The sequence below is a fragment of the Microbacterium sp. CIAB417 genome (assembly GCF_022788845.1).
Genome location: NZ_JAHZUT010000003.1, coordinates 1,016,252 through 1,030,310, shown reverse-complemented (window position 1 = coordinate 1,030,310; position 14,059 = coordinate 1,016,252). Strand labels below are relative to the sequence as shown.

The following is a 14,059-nucleotide window of genomic DNA, read 5'->3' as shown; positions in this document are numbered from 1 at the left end:
GGAGGGGGCTCGGTGCGCCCTCCCCGAACCCGCGGCCTGCCGTCGCTAGAATCGATCGAACGACCAAGCAGAGTGGGAGTACGGTGGCGGAGCGCGCAGTGAAGCAGGCGGGTAAAGGCACGAAGGGCGATGTGCCCCTCGGCCCGACCGGTCGCCCCTACCAGGGGTTCGCGACACCGCCGGCGCTCGCCGCCCACGGCCCTGCCCGCATCATCGCCCTCTGCAACCAGAAGGGCGGGGTCGGCAAGACGACCACAACCATCAACCTGGCCGCGTCTCTCGCGCACTACGGCCGCAAGGTGCTGGCGGTCGACTTCGACCCGCAGGGCGCACTGTCCGCGGGCCTGGGCATCACGACGCACGACGTACCCACCATCTACGACCTGCTGCTGGACACCAAGCGCGACCCGCGCGAGGTCATCGTGAAGACCTCCGTCGAGGGTCTGGACGTGCTGCCGGCCAACATCGACCTCTCGGCCGCCGAGGTGCACCTGGTCAACGAGGTGGCACGCGAGACGATCCTCGCCCGGGTGCTCCGCCACGTGGCGGGGGAGTACGACGTCATTCTCATCGACTGCCAGCCCTCGCTGGGGCTGCTGACGGTCAATGCCCTGACGGCGAGCCACGGCGTGCTCATCCCGCTCGAGTGCGAGTTCTTCGCCCTGCGCGGCGTCGCCCTGCTGATCGAGACGATCGACAAGGTGCGCGACCGGCTGAACCCCTCGATCACCCTGGACGGCGTGCTCGCCACGATGTACGACCCCCGCACGCTCCACTCGCGCGAGGTGCTCGAGCGCGTGGTCGAGGCGTTCGGCGACGATGTGCTCGAGACCGTGATCGGGCGCACCGTGAAGTTCCCCGACGCGTCGGTGTCGGGGATGCCCATCACCGAGTTCGCTCCCGAGCACGCCGCGGCGCAGGCCTACCTGCGTCTCGCGCGGGAGCTGGTCGCCCGTGGCGCCGTCGCCTGAGCCGCAGGACGCGGCCACAGACGGATTCCGGGTATCGCTGGGCGTCTTCGACGGCCCGTTCGATCTGCTGCTGACCCTCATCTCGCAGCACGAGCTCGACATCACGGATGTGGCGCTCAGCGCCGTCACCGACGAGTTCATCGCGTACCTGCGCCAGCTCGGGCCGGATGCGGAGCTGGATGAGGCATCGGAGTTCCTCGTCGTCGCCGCCACCCTGCTCGACATGAAGGTGGCGGGACTGCTCCCGCAGGGCGAGCTCGTCGACGCGGAGGCTGTGGCTCTGCTCGAGGCTCGCGACCTGCTGTTCGCGCGGCTGCTGCAGTACCGGGCCTTTAAAGAGGTCTCCGCGTGGTTCGCGCGCTCGCTGGAGCGCGAGGACAGACGGCACGCGCGCAGCGTCCGTATCGACGAGCGGTACCGGCAGGCTGCCCCCGAGCTCGTGTGGACGCTCAGCACCGAGGATTTCGCCGCGCTCGCCATGCTGGCGATGGCGCCGAAGGAAATCCCGACGGTCGGCCTCGACCACCTGCACGCGCCGCTGGTCAGCATCCGCGAGCAGGCCGCGATCGTCGTGACGCTCCTGCGCCAGCGCGGCACGCTGACCTTCCGCGAGCTGATCGCCGGGGTGGACGCCTCCGGCATCGTGGTCGCACGATTCCTCTCCATCCTCGAGCTGTACCGCCACGCGGCACTGTCATTCGAGCAGCTGGAGCCCCTCGGCGAGCTGACCCTGCGCTGGAGCGCGGAACGCTGGTCCGAGGAGAACCTCGCCACTCTGGGAGCCGACTATGACCGATGACATCCGCACCGAAGAGTCGGAGACCACTGCCTGGCCGCAGGATGTGGGCTCCGTCGCGCGCCGGCTCGAGGCCGTGCTGCTGATCCTCGACGAGCCGCACAGCGTCGTCGCGCTCGCGGCGGCCGTCAGCGCACCCGTCCCGGCGGTGCGCAAGGCGATCGCTGCGCTCGTCGCGGACTACGACGGCGAGGACGGCGGCCCGCGACGCGGCTTCGAGCTGCGCGAAGTGGGCGGCGGATGGCGGCTCTACGTGCGGGAGGAGTACGACCGGGTCATCACCGAGTTCCTCGGCACCCAGCAGCCCGCACGTCTCTCGCAGGCGGCTCTGGAGACCCTCGCGGTCATCGCGTACAAGCAGCCCGTCACCCGCGGACAGGTCGCGTCGATCCGCGCCGTCAACGTCGACTCGGTCGTGCGCACGCTCGTGGGCCGCGGGCTCATCACGGAGGTGGGCCACGACGGGGAGACCGGCGCCATCCTGTACGGCACCACCGACGCGCTGCTGGAGAAGCTCGGCGTCAACACGATCGACGAGCTTCCGCACATCTCACCGCTGCTGGATGACGGCAGCACCGGCTTCGAGGAGATCGCACGATGACCGACACCGAGGGCGTCCGCCTGCAGAAGGCGCTCGCAAACGCGGGCGTCGCCTCCCGTCGTGTGGCGGAGCAGTACATCGTCGAGGGCCGGGTGCGGGTGAACGGTGCCGTCGTGACCGAGCTCGGCAGCCGGATCGATCCCGAGACCGACCTCGTCGACGTCGACGGCGTCGCGGTCGAGTTCGACCAGTCGAAGCGGTACGTCATGCTCAACAAGCCCACCGGCGTCGTCAGCTCGATGGGCGACGACCGCGGCCGCCGCGACCTCCGCGAGTTCACCCGCGATTTCGAGGAGCGCCTCTACAACGTCGGTCGCCTGGATGCCGACACGTCGGGCCTGCTCCTGCTGACCAACGACGGGGAACTGGCCCACGTGCTGGCACACCCCTCGTTCGGTGTCACGAAGGTCTACATCGCGAAGGTCGACGGCCGGGTGTCGGCGCAGACGATCTCGACGCTCACGCGCGGCTTCGAGCTGGAAGACGGCTTCATCCGGGCGGACAAGGCGCGTCTGCTCGATGCCTCGGCCACGAGCAGCCTCGTGGAGCTCACGCTGCACTCCGGGCGCAACCGCATCGTGCGCCGCATGATGGCCTCGGTCGGGCATCCCGTGCTCGAGCTCGTGCGCCGGCAGTTCGGGCCCCTCCACCTGGGAACACTCCCGGCGGGAAGGATGCGGGAGTTGACTAAGATCGAGCGGGGTGCGCTTCTCACGCTCGCGCGCCGCGACCAGGTGTCCGACCCGCCCGGAGAGCAGGAGAACCAGTGAGCGAGTCGAACGGCACCAGCGCGCCCGCGCGGGTCGCCGCGCGCACCTCGGGCACGGTCCGTGTCGTCGGCGCGGGCCTGCTGGGCGCCAGCATCGGTCACGCGCTCCGTGCCCTGGACGTCGACGTCGTGCTCGACGACACCTCGCCCGCCCAGCTCCGCCTCGCGATCGACTACGGCGCCGGTCGCGCCGCGGCCCCCGGCGACACCCCCCGCCTCATCGTCGTCGCCGTGCCGCCGGATGTGATCGCCGACGTCGTCGAGCGAGAACTCTCGGCCTACCCCGACGCCGTCGTGACAGACGTCGCCAGCGTCAAGGGACAGCCGCTGCGCGCGCTCCGAGCGCGCGGAGTGGACCTGGCGCGCTACATCGGCTCGCATCCCATGGCCGGTCGCGAACGCGGCGGAGCCATCGCCGCGCGGGCCGACCTGTTCATCGGACGGCCGTGGGTGGTCTGCCGCGACGAGGAGACCACCGCCGCCGATCTCGCGCTCGTCGAGGGTCTCGCTCTCGATCTGGGAGCGACGCCGATCGAGATGGCGCCCGAGGAACACGATCGCTCGGTCGCCCTCGTCTCGCACGTTCCCCAGCTCGTTTCGAGCCTGCTGGCCGCGCGGCTCACGGCTGCCCCCGAAGACGCGCTGCGTCTGGCGGGGCAGGGCGTTCGCGACACGACCCGGCTCGCGGCATCCGCTCCCGAGCTCTGGGTGCAGATCCTCGGCGCCAATGCTGCTCCGGTCGTGGACGTGCTCGATGCGTTCGCGGAGGATCTCGCGGCCGTGGCGGATGCGCTGCGGGAGCCCGATGCGCCGGGTGCCCGTCGCGGCGTCGCCGACACGATCCTGCGCGGAAATCAGGGCGTCGAGCGGCTGCCCGGCAAGCACGGGCAGAACCGTCGTTTCGAGACCATCGTCGTCATGGTGGACGACACGCCGGGTCAGCTCGGTCGCCTGTTCGGCGAACTCGGCGAGCTGGGTGTGAACGTCGAGGACCTGCGCCTGGAGCATTCGCCCGGCGCCCAGTTCGGCCTGGCAGAGATCAGTGTCGTTCCCGCGATCGCCGCGCCCGCTGTGGCGGGCCTCGAGGCGCGCGGGTGGAGGATTGCGAGCCGTGCAAATGAGTAAATCCGACGTCGCCATCGTCGCCGTCGACGGACCCGCCGGTAGCGGCAAGTCCTCGGTCTCCAAGGAGGTGGCCCGCCGCCTCGGTTACGGATACCTCGACACGGGCGCGGTGTACCGCTCCCTGGCCTGGCACGCCCTCGACCGGGCCGTCGACACCTCCGACGCCACCGCGGTGCTCGAGGCGATGGGCGACTTCGACGGCAGCATCTCACTGGACCCCGACGACTATTGGGTGCGGGTGGGCGACACGGACGTCACCGAGGCGATCCGTGAGACCCGCGTGACCGACGCGGTCAGCGGAGTCGCCCGCGTCCCCGTCGTCCGTCACACCGTCAATGCCCGTTTCCGCGCCCTCGTCGCCGACTCCGGACGCCCCGGTGTCGTCGTGGAGGGCCGTGACATCACCACGGTCGTGGCTCCCGATGCGCCGGTGCGCATTCTGCTGACGGCGGCCCCCGAGGTGCGCGCTGCCCGGCGCAGCGCCGAGGTCACCGGACAGGATGCGGCGGCGGTCGCCGACGCGCTGCGCCGACGTGACGCATCAGATTCCACCGTCGTCGACTTCATGTCGGCGGCCGAAGGGGTCGAGGTCGTGGATTCCACGCACCTCGACTTCGATGAGACAGTGGCGGCCGTTCTCGCGGTCGCAGAGAAAATGCAGGAGGTGCGCGATGCGCGCTGAGGACGAGTACGAAGCCGGACCGGATCAGCTCGAGGAGACCCTCGCCGGAATCGACGACACGCTGGCCGAGCAGCGCGCGATCGCGCTGCGGGCGTCGCTCGAGGACTACGACCTCGACGACGACGACGCCGAGGTGCTCGCGGGGCTCGTCGGCTCGGGCGATGGGATCGAGTACCTGCCGGCGCTGCCGGTGGTCGCGATCGTCGGTCGCCCGAACGTCGGCAAGTCCGCGCTCGTGAACCGCATCCTCGGGCGCCGCGAGGCCGTCGTCGAGGACACCCCCGGGGTGACGCGCGACCGCGTGACGTACAAGGCCGAGTGGCTCGAGCGCCGCTTCTCGCTCGTCGACACCGGCGGCTGGGAGCCCGATGCCAAGGGCATCGACCGGTCGGTCGCCGCCCAGGCCGAGGTCGCGATCGACCTCGCCGATGTGGTGCTGTTCGTCGTGGACGCGATGGTGGGCGCCACCTCCACCGACGAGCACGTCGTGAAGCTGCTGCGTCGCAGCGGCAAGCCGGTCATGCTCGTCGCCAACAAGATCGACGATGCGCGCCAGGAGCCGGAGGCGGCTGCCCTGTGGAACCTCGGTCTCGGGGAGCCGCATCCGGTCTCCGCCATCCACGGCCGCGGCGTCGCCGACCTGCTCGACGAGCTCGTGAAGGTGCTGCCGGACGTTTCCGCGGTCGCCAAGCACGAGATCGGCGGGCCTCGTCGTGTCGCGATTCTGGGCCGCCCGAACGTGGGCAAGTCGTCGCTGCTGAACAAGGCGGCCGGCGAGGAGCGCGTCGTGGTCAACGAGCTCGCCGGCACCACCCGCGACCCGGTCGATGAGATCGTCGAGCTCGGCGGCAAGCTGTGGCGACTGGTCGACACCGCCGGCATCCGTCGGCGCGTGCACCTGCAGCAGGGGGCCGACTTCTACGCGTCGTTGCGCACGTCGGCCGCGCTCGAGAAGGCCGAGGTCGCCGTCGTCGTGTTGGACGTTTCCGAGCCGCTGAGCGAGCAGGACGTGCGCATCATCGACATGGTGCTCGAGTCCGGCCGCGCGCTCGTGCTGGCCTTCAACAAGTGGGACCGCCTGAACGACGACGACATGGCGAACATCGACCGCCGCCGGTACCTCGAGCGCGAGATCGAGCAGGACCTCGCGCACGTCGCGTGGGCGCCGCGCGTCAACATCTCGGCCCGCACCGGTCGCCACCTCGAAAAGCTCGTCCCGGCTCTCGAGACGGCTCTCGAGTCGTGGGACCAGCGCATCTCGACCGGCAAGTTCAACGCCTTCCTCTCCGAGCTCGTGGCCGAGCACCCGCATCCCGTGCGCGGCGGCAAGCAGCCCCGCATCCTGTTCGGCACGCAGGCGGGCACGCGCCCGCCGACCTTCGTCCTGTTCACGACCGGCTTCCTGGACCCGGGGTACCGCCGGTTCATCCAGCGCCGCCTGCGCGAGCTGTACGGCTTCGAGGGAACGCCCATCATCATCAACATGCGGGTTCGCGAGCGCCGCCAGCGCTGAGCTCAGCGCACCGTCTCAGCCGACTCTCTCAGCGCACCGCGAACCGCGCGAACCGCTCACCCGGCACCGTGTCGAGCGAGACCTCGTAGGAGGCCTCGCCGACACGGGGCAACGGGACACGGGTTCCTTCGCTGCGGAAGCGCTGCAGGGCCCAGCACGTGACGCCGGCATCGGCGAGTCGGTGCCCCAGCACGGCGAGCTCCGCCGCATCCGCCGCCTCGGGGTGCACCGTCGTGCGCACCTCGTAGTCGAGGGGGCGGGTCGTCCCCGCGCGCGCCGCCGACTCGGCGAGGACGACAGAGAGCGAACCCCAGGAGCGCTCGGCGCTGTTCGAGTAGCCCGTGACCTTCTCGTAGAGCCGCTTGCTCGTCTTGATGTCCAGACCCACCCAATCGACGTGGGGCAGGATGCGGACGAGCGCGGCCGGGTAGATCCCGGCCGTGTGCAGGCCCACCGCGAATCCGAGCTGCCTGACCGCCGCGATCGCCGCCGGGAGGGCCGGTTGCATCGTGGGCTCCCCGCCGGAGAACACGACGCCGTCCAGCAGACCACGCCGCTTCTTCAGGAACGTCCACAGCGTGCGCCAGCTCATCGCGGCGGGCGCACGCGGCGCGCGCAGCGCCGGGTTGTGGCAGTAGAAGCAATCCCACGGGCATCCCTGCAGGAAGACGGTCGCCACGAGCTTGTCGGGCCAGTCGACCGTCGACAGGCGTGTGAGACCGGCGATGCGCAGGGTGGCCGGGTCGATCGCGGCGGGGATCACCTCACACCGCCGCGGCGGCGAGGGAGCGCGATTCGGCGAACGCCAGCCGCTCGGCAGCCTCGCCCTTCTTGCCGACGTTGAACGACGAGACGGGGCGGAAGTAGCCCATGACCCGAGTCCACACCTCGCAATCCGCACCGCATTCCGGGCAGAGAAGGTGCTCGCCGGAGCGGTAGCCATGGCGCGGGCAGATGGAGAACGTCGGCGTGATCGTGATGTAGGGCAGCCGGAACTTCTCGAGCGCGCGCCGCACGAGCGTGCGGCAGGCAGCGGCGGAGGAGACGGCCTCGCCCATGTAGAGGTGGAGCACCGTGCCGCCGGTGTATTTCTGCTGCAGGTCCTCCTGGAGTGCGAGCGCCTCGAACGCGTCGTCGGTGTAGCCCACGGGCAGTTGTGAGGAGTTCGTGTAGTACGGGTTGTCGTCGGTGCCGGCGTGGCGGATCCCGTCGTAGCGGGCGATGTCGCTCTTCGCGAAACGGTACGTGGCGCCCTCCGCGGGCGTCGCCTCGAGGTTGTACATCGTGCCGGTCGCCTCCTGGAACTCCACCATCCGGTCGCGGATGTGATCCAGGATGCGGGCGACGAGGGCGTGACCCGCATCCGAGGTGATGTCCTCGGTGTCGCCGGTGAAGTTGCGCACGAGCTCGTTGAGCCCGTTGACGCCGATCGTGGAGAAGTGGTTGTCGAGCGTGCCGAGGTAGCGCTTCGTGTACGGGAAGAGCCCCCCGTCGATGTGGCGCTGGATCACGACGCGCTTGGCCTCGAGACTGTCGCGGGCGATCTCCAGGAGCTCATCGAGCCGTGCGATGAGACCCGCCTCGTCACCGGGGTGCAGGTAGCCGAGGCGCGCGCAGTTCACGGTGACCACCCCGAGGGAGCCGGTCTGCTCCGCCGAGCCGAATAGGCCGTTTCCGCGGGCGAGCAGCTGGGTGAGGTCGAGCTGGAGGCGGCAGCACATCGACCGGATCATGTGCGGGTCGAGGTCGGAGTTCACGAAGTTCTGGAAGTAGGGCAGCCCGTACTTGGCGGTCATCGCGAACAGGGCGTCGACGGCGGGGTCGTCCCAGTCGAAGTCCTTCGTGATGTTGTAGGTCGGGATGGGGAAGGTGAACGCCCGTCCGTCGGCGTCGCCGGCGGTCATAACGTCGATGAAGGCCCGGTTGATGATCGCCATCTCGGGGGCGAGGTCGCCGTAGGTGAAGTCGCACACCCGGCCGCCGATCATCGGGCGCTGGTCGGCGAGGTCGTCCGGGCACGTCCAGTCGAGGGTGAGGTTGGTGAAGGGCGTCTGGGTGCCCCACCGGGAGGGGACGTTGAGGTTGAAGACGAACTCCTCGATCGCCTGCCGTGCGGCCTCGGCGTCGAGGTCGTCCAGACGGACGAAGGGCGCGAGATAGGTGTCGAAGGAGCTGAACGCCTGGGCGCCCGCCCACTCGTTCTGGAGGGTCCCGAGGAAGTTGACCATCTGGCCGAGCGCGCTCGACAGGTGCCGGGGTGGGGCGGAGGAGACCTTGCCCGGGACGCCGTTGAAGCCCTGCTCGAGGAGGGTGCGCAGCGACCAGCCTGCGCAGTAGCCGGCGAACATGTCGAGGTCGTGGATGTGGATGTCGCCGTCGCGGTGCGCGGCGCCCGCCTCGGGTGCGTAGACCTGATCGAGCCAGTAATTGGCGATGACTTTGCCGGACGTGTTGAGCATCATGCCGCCGAGCGAGTATCCCTGGTTGGCGTTGGCGTTGACGCGCCAGTCTCCGCGCGAGAGGTACTCGTCGATCGTGGGGGCGACGGAGATCGAGCGAGCGGTGGTGGACGTGGACATGCAGGCTCCTTCTAGCCGTGGGGTGAAGGTGATCTGCGGTGGTTCGACCACTGTATGTAGGGGTGAGAGGCGTTGTCGAACCCATATGTTGGGGAATAACAGGCTGCGGTCGTCCTCCGCGCGTCGCCGATTGTGGGTGCTCACAGCCGCGCGCGTCGCTGCGGGTCGATGCTCATCGGCGGGTGTAGAGGGCGCGACGGTTCTCCCGAATGCGTCGACGGTCGCGTCGGCATCCTCGCGGTGTGCGAGGCTGTCAGCGTGACGATCGAACCCCCTGCCCCCGGAGAGCCGCGCCGGCCGCTGGGACCGCGGGATCCGGGGGATGCCTGGGTCGTCGCACCGACGGGGGAGCGCTACTGGGGCCGCTTCGGCGCCGCGGGGCTTCTCGCGGTCGACCCGGTGCGCGGAGTGCTGCTGCAGCACCGCGTGTCGTGGAGCCACCACGGCGGTACGTGGGCTCTGCCAGGCGGTGCACGCCACGAAGGCGAGTCCGCTCTGGACGGTGCGCTGCGCGAGGCGACGGAGGAGGCGGGTGTGCCCGACGGTGCCGTCAGGCCGCGGCTCATGAGCGTGTTCGATCTCGGCTACTGGTCGTACGCGACGGTGCTGGCGGATGTGGTGGATGCCTTCGATCCGGTGATCAGCGACCCCGAGAGCGTCGAGCTGTCGTGGGTGCCCGTCGCTGACGTCGACGACTATCCGCTGCACCCCGGCTTCGCCGCATCCTGGCCTCGGCTGCGTGAACTGCTGGCCGTTCGGCCGAAGATCGTGGTGGATGCGGCCAACGTCGTCGGCTCCGTGCCGGACGGCTGGTGGAACGATCGCGCGGGCGCGGCGGAGCGGCTCGTCGAGCGGCTTCGCGGCCTGGCCGTGCGCGGCATTCCCGGCGATGCCCTGGGACTGGCGGAGGACCGCTGGTATCCGGAGATCAAGGTCGTGCTCGAGGGCAAGGCGCGTGAAGCCGCCCGGGGCGCCGAGGTGTCCTACGCCGCCTCCTATCGGACGCCCGTCGTGCTCGAGATCCGCGCAGAGGCCGCCGGTGACGACGCGATCGTCTGGACGGCGCGCGAAGAGGCCGAGTGGGGTGCGCAGGTGATCGTCGTGACGAGTGATCGTGAACTCGCCGCGCGGTGCGAGGCCGTCGGCGCCTCCGTGCGGGGAACGCGCTGGCTGCTCGACCTGTTCGAGGACTGAGCATCGGTGGGTGCCCCGCGGGATTCCGTCTCCGTCGCACACGTGGTTGCGGCCTCGCCGGATGTCGTCTGGCGCGCACTCACCGCCGACCGGGCCCAGTGGTGGCCGGATCTGCGCTTCGATGCCGTGGTCGGCGCGCCGCTCGTCGAGACGTGGATCGAGGCGGGGCAGCAACGGCAGGCTCACGGGGTCGTCACTCGATGCGATGAGCCGGAGCTTCTCGCGTTTTGCTGGCGCGAGGACGGATGGTCGGCGCCGCTCGAGGTGACGTTCCGGCTGGAGGCGCATGACTCGGCGACGTCCGTCACGATCACGGAGACGGGCTTTCGCCATGCAGGTGTGCCGCCGACGCTCGCCGACGAGCATGAGGAGGGCTGGCGCTACCACCTCACGCGGTTGGCGCGGGCGTGCGGCGCATCGGATGATCGAGGCGTACCGACCCAAGATGGAACGGATGACATGAACGTTCAGCCCTCTGCTTTGCTGCGCGCGGTGCGTGCCGCGGGCCTGCTCGCCGACCCCGTCGAGGAAGAAGGTGTCGTCCGAGGACCTGCTCGCCTGGAAGCGGCCGGCCACGACGTGTCGGTCAATCTCGACCTCGAGCCGGAGTTCGATCCGCTCGACGACGAGGTGGGCACCGAGTCCGGCGACCCTGCCTCGCTCATCGCCGCAGCGGAGGCATTCCTCACCATGAGCATCCCGCAGTGGAATCGCCTGCTCGACGAGATCCTCGAGGAGATCGAGGAGGGATTCGGGCCGGTTGCCGCGCGGCGGGTGGCGCGCGAGGACCTCGTGATCGAATGGGTGGCGGTCGTTCCGGACGCGTACCTGGTGTCTTTTCCCGTGCCCCGCGAATCGCCCGAGGCCTTCATCCGCGCGCAGCTCGACGCCGACTTTCGGCTCGACGAGCTGTACGTCGGTGACGGCGACGATGACGATGACGATGACGATGACGATGATCAAGGCGATGACGACGCGCTCGAGTTCGACTCGCTCGAAGCGCTGCTCGATGAGCTCAACGGAAAGAACGGTGCCGACGGCAAGAACGGTCTCGACCGGGGGAAGGCCTGATCACGCGTCGCGCTCGACAGGCACCCCGCACTCCGCACCCCGCACTCCGCACTTCGCACCCGTCTCGGTCCCCACACCTATGCGCGGCCGAAGGCGAGCATCGTTTTCAGGTTCCCCGCCCGTCGCGGGCAGGCAATCGTTCCATCGTCAGGGCGAGCTGAGGGTGACCTTCGCTAGAACGGCGGGTCGGCCGCATCCGTGAAGACGACACGGGATGCGGGGGAGTCGCGGTGCTGTCGGCCGTGCGGACTGGTCCACTCGAGGACGCCGTCGGGGTCGAGCCGGACGCGCCACGGTGTGGCGTGTTTGAGCGAGTGATGTCGGCGGCACAGGTGCGCGAGGTTGTCGACGTGCGTGGTGCCGCCGTGGGCCCAGTCGACCGTGTGGTCGATGTCGCAGCGGTGGGTCGGCATGCGGCATCCGGGGAAGCGGCATCGCTCGTCGCGCACCTGCAGCAGGCGCCGCTGGTCTTCGCTGGGACGGTAGCGGTCGACGCCCACGACGTTGCCGGTGACCGGGTGGGTGAGCACGCGCGTCCACGCGGCGGCGCCCCCGGCGAGGCGGCGGGCAGTCTCGGCGTCGACGGGGCTGACGCCGACGAGTTCGGCGCCCGCATCCGTCGTGCCGAGCAGCGTGGTGGCGGGGATCGTGATGCGCACGTGCGCGCGCACGGCGTCGATGCCGGCGTGCGGGGCGTCGGCGGTGTCGGCGGTGGTCGAGGTGAGCAGGAGATCGCTGAGGATGTCGGCGCGAAGCTGGTCGATCGTGCGCGGATCTGCCTCGGGGTCATGGGCGTCGCGCACGAGATGCGCCATGCGCGTGAGTCGGTCGTGGGCGCCGTGGGCTTCGATCACGGGAAGGACGGCGGTGAGCTCGGCCATGCCGTCGGGGAGGTCGCGCACGAAGACGCCGCGCTGCGTGCGGGCTTCGCGGTGGCGTTCGGTGAGCGGACGCTGCTGCGCCTGCTCGGCGAGGCGGCGGAGAACCGGGCGCAGACGGTTGACGGACATCTCGGAGGCGGCCGCGGCGGCACGATCGTCGTAGGCCGTGAGCTCGGGCCCGTCGAGCCCTGCGGACGCCTCGTGGATCGCGCGCAGGTGGCGGCGCGAGATGCGGCCCTCGGCCAGGGCGGCGAGGGAGCGCGGCAGGCGCCGAGCGATGTCGGCGGCGTCGTGCAGCTCGTTCTGCATGCCGCGGTCGTTCGCGTGCAGGGCCGCGGCGAACTCCGCGGCGATATCGCGCAGCGGCATCTCGTGCGCGCGGGCCGACGGATCGGACAGGCGGGAGGTGCGGTCGGCGGCGATCTGACGGGCGGTCGCGAGCAGGTTGAGCTCGAGTGCTTCGAGGGCCGCGATGGATGCGCGGGTCTTCTCGACACCGGCGAGCAGGCCCTCGAGCATCGCCGCTTCGGCGTCCTCGGGGCTCATCGCCGCTGCATCCTCCATGCCTGAAGTCTGGCACCCACCTCCGACATCGCCGGGGCCCGATCAGTCGTCGGCGGAACGCCCCCGGAGCCGGTCGATATCGCGCCGTTCGCGCTTGGTCGGACGCCCCGCGCCGCGGTCGCGGACCGGCACGAAGGCGGTCAGCTCGCGCGGCGGAGGCGGGGGCGTCTTGTCTTCCGCGGCGAGGGCGGCGAGCGGTGCGCTGACGCGCTTCACGATGGTCTGGCGCACCACGAGGATGCGGTCGAAACCGGCGATCCGCACACGCACCTCGTCGCCGGGGCGCACCAGCTGAGCCGCCTTCGCGCGGTCGCCGCCGATGCGGACGTGCCCGGCGCGGCAGGCGGTCGTGGCGGCGGATCGTGTCTTGTAGACGCGGACGGCCCAGAGCCACGAGTCGACCCGAACGGGGGATGCCGCATCCGTCATCCCTCCATCCTGGCGGATGCGGGTTCAGCTGAGGTCGAGCGCGACGATCGGCCGGTCGGCGCGGGGTCGCGCGGTCTCGACGAATCCCGCGTCGAGGAAGGTCGTCAGCGCACCGTGGAAGAGTTCGTTCGACGAGGTCTTGGTCGCGGCGGTGTCGACCGGGTAGGCCTCGACGAGACGTGCGCCGTTCTCGCGGGCGAACGCGACGGCAGCGTCGAGGAGCCGGCGCGTGAGGCCCTGTCCGCGGAACTCCTTGCGCACGGAGAAGCAGCTGATGGCCCAGGTCGTGGCGTCGGTCCAGGGCTCGGGGGAGGTCTTGCCATAGAGCTTCGTGCGCGCGAGCCGCTCGTGGGCGGGGCGTGGCCCGACGCGCACCCAGCCGGCGCCGACGCCATCGACAGTCGCGACGAGCCCGGGTGCGACGGATGCGGTCATCTCGTCGCGCAGGATCTCGGTCTTCTCCTCGACGCTCAGCGCGCTGAACCGGCTGCCCGGCATAGTCCACCATTGGCACTGACACGCCCGGCCGTCGCCACCGCCGGTGAGGGCGTTCTCGACTTCGTCGAAGCGTTCACTCGTGGCCGGAAGCACCTGGATCTGGCTCATGTCGCGACCGTACTCCCCGCCGTGGACACGCATCCACCGCTTGCGCCGCCGGACGCGTTCGCGGCATGCTCTCGGACCGGCTAAGATGGTTGAGTTGCCCGCGCGCGGGCGGCTCCGGGATGTGGCGCAGCTTGGTAGCGCACTTGACTGGGGGTCAAGGGGTCGCAGGTTCAAATCCTGTCATCCCGACCGGAAATGCAGAAGGGTCGGCTGAATGGCCGGCCCTTCTGCATTTCCCGCGAGCGGAGTATTCAGGCGGGGTCCCCGCGGGCGGAGGC

The 14,059-nt window shown here is 70.2% G+C and carries 14 protein-coding genes and 1 tRNA gene; 10 read left to right on the top strand and 5 right to left on the bottom strand.

Going from position 1 to position 14,059, the window contains the following annotated elements; translation table 11 throughout:
• Window positions 1–83 precede the first annotated feature (83 nt).
• The 7 genes from KYX17_RS17345 to der are packed head-to-tail and all read left to right on the top strand — an operon-like array spanning window position 84 to window position 6,457.
• The gene (locus tag KYX17_RS17345) at window positions 84–971 is read left to right on the top strand and encodes a ParA family protein (protein ID WP_243228155.1); all 888 of its coding nucleotides are present in this window, start codon (window positions 84–86) and stop codon (window positions 969–971) included.
• Window positions 955–1,770: a ScpA family protein gene (locus KYX17_RS17340; protein WP_243228154.1), complete on the top strand. Its 816-nt coding sequence runs from the start codon at window positions 955–957 to the stop codon at window positions 1,768–1,770. The genes KYX17_RS17345 and KYX17_RS17340 overlap by 17 nt, the downstream gene beginning before the upstream one ends.
• Window positions 1,760–2,368 carry an SMC-Scp complex subunit ScpB gene (gene scpB / locus KYX17_RS17335; RefSeq protein WP_243228153.1) on the top strand — a complete coding sequence of 203 codons (609 nt, stop codon included), beginning with the start codon at window positions 1,760–1,762 and terminating at the stop codon, window positions 2,366–2,368. Before KYX17_RS17340 ends, scpB begins: the two co-directional genes overlap by 11 nt.
• Window positions 2,365–3,138: a pseudouridine synthase gene (locus KYX17_RS17330; RefSeq protein ID WP_243228152.1), complete on the top strand. Its 774-nt coding sequence runs from the start codon at window positions 2,365–2,367 to the stop codon at window positions 3,136–3,138. The genes scpB and KYX17_RS17330 overlap by 4 nt, the downstream gene beginning before the upstream one ends.
• Window positions 3,135–4,262 carry a prephenate dehydrogenase gene (locus KYX17_RS17325; protein ID WP_243228151.1) on the top strand — a complete coding sequence of 376 codons (1,128 nt, stop codon included), beginning with the start codon at window positions 3,135–3,137 and terminating at the stop codon, window positions 4,260–4,262. The genes KYX17_RS17330 and KYX17_RS17325 overlap by 4 nt, the downstream gene beginning before the upstream one ends.
• Window positions 4,255–4,944 (top strand): (d)CMP kinase, encoded by a 690-nt coding sequence (gene cmk, locus KYX17_RS17320; protein WP_243228150.1) that lies wholly within the window; start codon window positions 4,255–4,257, stop codon window positions 4,942–4,944. The genes KYX17_RS17325 and cmk overlap by 8 nt, the downstream gene beginning before the upstream one ends.
• Entirely contained in the window at window positions 4,934–6,457 is a 1,524-nt protein-coding gene (der, locus tag KYX17_RS17315; RefSeq protein ID WP_243228149.1) for a ribosome biogenesis GTPase Der, read from the top strand. The genes cmk and der overlap by 11 nt, the downstream gene beginning before the upstream one ends.
• Before the next feature lie 28 nt (window positions 6,458–6,485).
• Here der and KYX17_RS17310 read toward each other — a convergent pair whose 3' ends face one another.
• Together KYX17_RS17310 and KYX17_RS17305 are read right to left on the bottom strand one after the other, a co-directional pair.
• On the bottom strand, window positions 6,486–7,220 hold the full coding sequence (locus KYX17_RS17310; protein ID WP_243228148.1) for an anaerobic ribonucleoside-triphosphate reductase activating protein: 735 nt from the start codon (window positions 7,218–7,220) through the stop codon (window positions 6,486–6,488).
• Window position 7,221: 1 nt separating this feature from the next.
• Window positions 7,222–9,036, bottom strand: coding sequence for a ribonucleoside triphosphate reductase (locus KYX17_RS17305; protein ID WP_243228147.1), 1,815 nt, complete (start codon window positions 9,034–9,036; stop codon window positions 7,222–7,224).
• A gap of 258 nt (window positions 9,037–9,294) precedes the next feature.
• On the opposite strand from KYX17_RS17305, the gene KYX17_RS17300 reads away from it, so the two are divergent.
• Window positions 9,295–10,230 (top strand): NUDIX hydrolase, encoded by a 936-nt coding sequence (locus KYX17_RS17300; RefSeq protein ID WP_243228146.1) that lies wholly within the window; start codon window positions 9,295–9,297, stop codon window positions 10,228–10,230.
• 6 nt (window positions 10,231–10,236) lie between these two features.
• Window positions 10,237–11,301 carry an SRPBCC domain-containing protein gene (locus KYX17_RS17295; protein ID WP_308220908.1) on the top strand — a complete coding sequence of 355 codons (1,065 nt, stop codon included), beginning with the start codon at window positions 10,237–10,239 and terminating at the stop codon, window positions 11,299–11,301.
• A 173-nt stretch (window positions 11,302–11,474) separates the two neighbouring features.
• Here KYX17_RS17295 and KYX17_RS17290 read toward each other — a convergent pair whose 3' ends face one another.
• Genes KYX17_RS17290 through KYX17_RS17280 form a run of 3 tightly spaced genes read right to left on the bottom strand, consistent with a single transcriptional unit; the run spans window position 11,475 to window position 13,781 of the window.
• Window positions 11,475–12,746: an HNH endonuclease signature motif containing protein gene (locus KYX17_RS17290; RefSeq protein WP_243228144.1), complete on the bottom strand. Its 1,272-nt coding sequence runs from the start codon at window positions 12,744–12,746 to the stop codon at window positions 11,475–11,477.
• A 42-nt stretch (window positions 12,747–12,788) separates the two neighbouring features.
• On the bottom strand, window positions 12,789–13,175 hold the full coding sequence (locus KYX17_RS17285) for an RNA-binding S4 domain-containing protein (RefSeq protein WP_234073156.1): 387 nt from the start codon (window positions 13,173–13,175) through the stop codon (window positions 12,789–12,791).
• Between the two features lie 24 nt (window positions 13,176–13,199).
• Window positions 13,200–13,781 (bottom strand): GNAT family N-acetyltransferase, encoded by a 582-nt coding sequence (locus KYX17_RS17280; protein WP_243228143.1) that lies wholly within the window; start codon window positions 13,779–13,781, stop codon window positions 13,200–13,202.
• Window positions 13,782–13,896: 115 nt separating this feature from the next.
• Here KYX17_RS17280 and KYX17_RS17275 point away from each other — a divergent pair.
• Window positions 13,897–13,970, top strand: a tRNA-Pro gene (locus tag KYX17_RS17275).
• Window positions 13,971–14,059 lie beyond the last annotated feature (89 nt).

Coding starts and splice junctions, on each gene's coding strand:
- KYX17_RS17290 (WP_243228144.1), bottom strand. CDS start 12,746: ATGGAGGATGCAGCGGCGATGAGCCCCGAGGACGCCGAAGCGGCGATG.
- cmk (WP_243228150.1), top strand. CDS start 4,255: ATGAGTAAATCCGACGTCGCCATCGTCGCCGTCGACGGACCCGCCGGT.
- KYX17_RS17280 (WP_243228143.1), bottom strand. CDS start 13,781: ATGAGCCAGATCCAGGTGCTTCCGGCCACGAGTGAACGCTTCGACGAA.
- KYX17_RS17330 (WP_243228152.1), top strand. CDS start 2,365: ATGACCGACACCGAGGGCGTCCGCCTGCAGAAGGCGCTCGCAAACGCG.
- KYX17_RS17305 (WP_243228147.1), bottom strand. CDS start 9,036: ATGTCCACGTCCACCACCGCTCGCTCGATCTCCGTCGCCCCCACGATC.
- KYX17_RS17285 (WP_234073156.1), bottom strand. CDS start 13,175: ATGACGGATGCGGCATCCCCCGTTCGGGTCGACTCGTGGCTCTGGGCC.
- der (WP_243228149.1), top strand. CDS start 4,934: ATGCGCGCTGAGGACGAGTACGAAGCCGGACCGGATCAGCTCGAGGAG.
- scpB (WP_243228153.1), top strand. CDS start 1,760: ATGACCGATGACATCCGCACCGAAGAGTCGGAGACCACTGCCTGGCCG.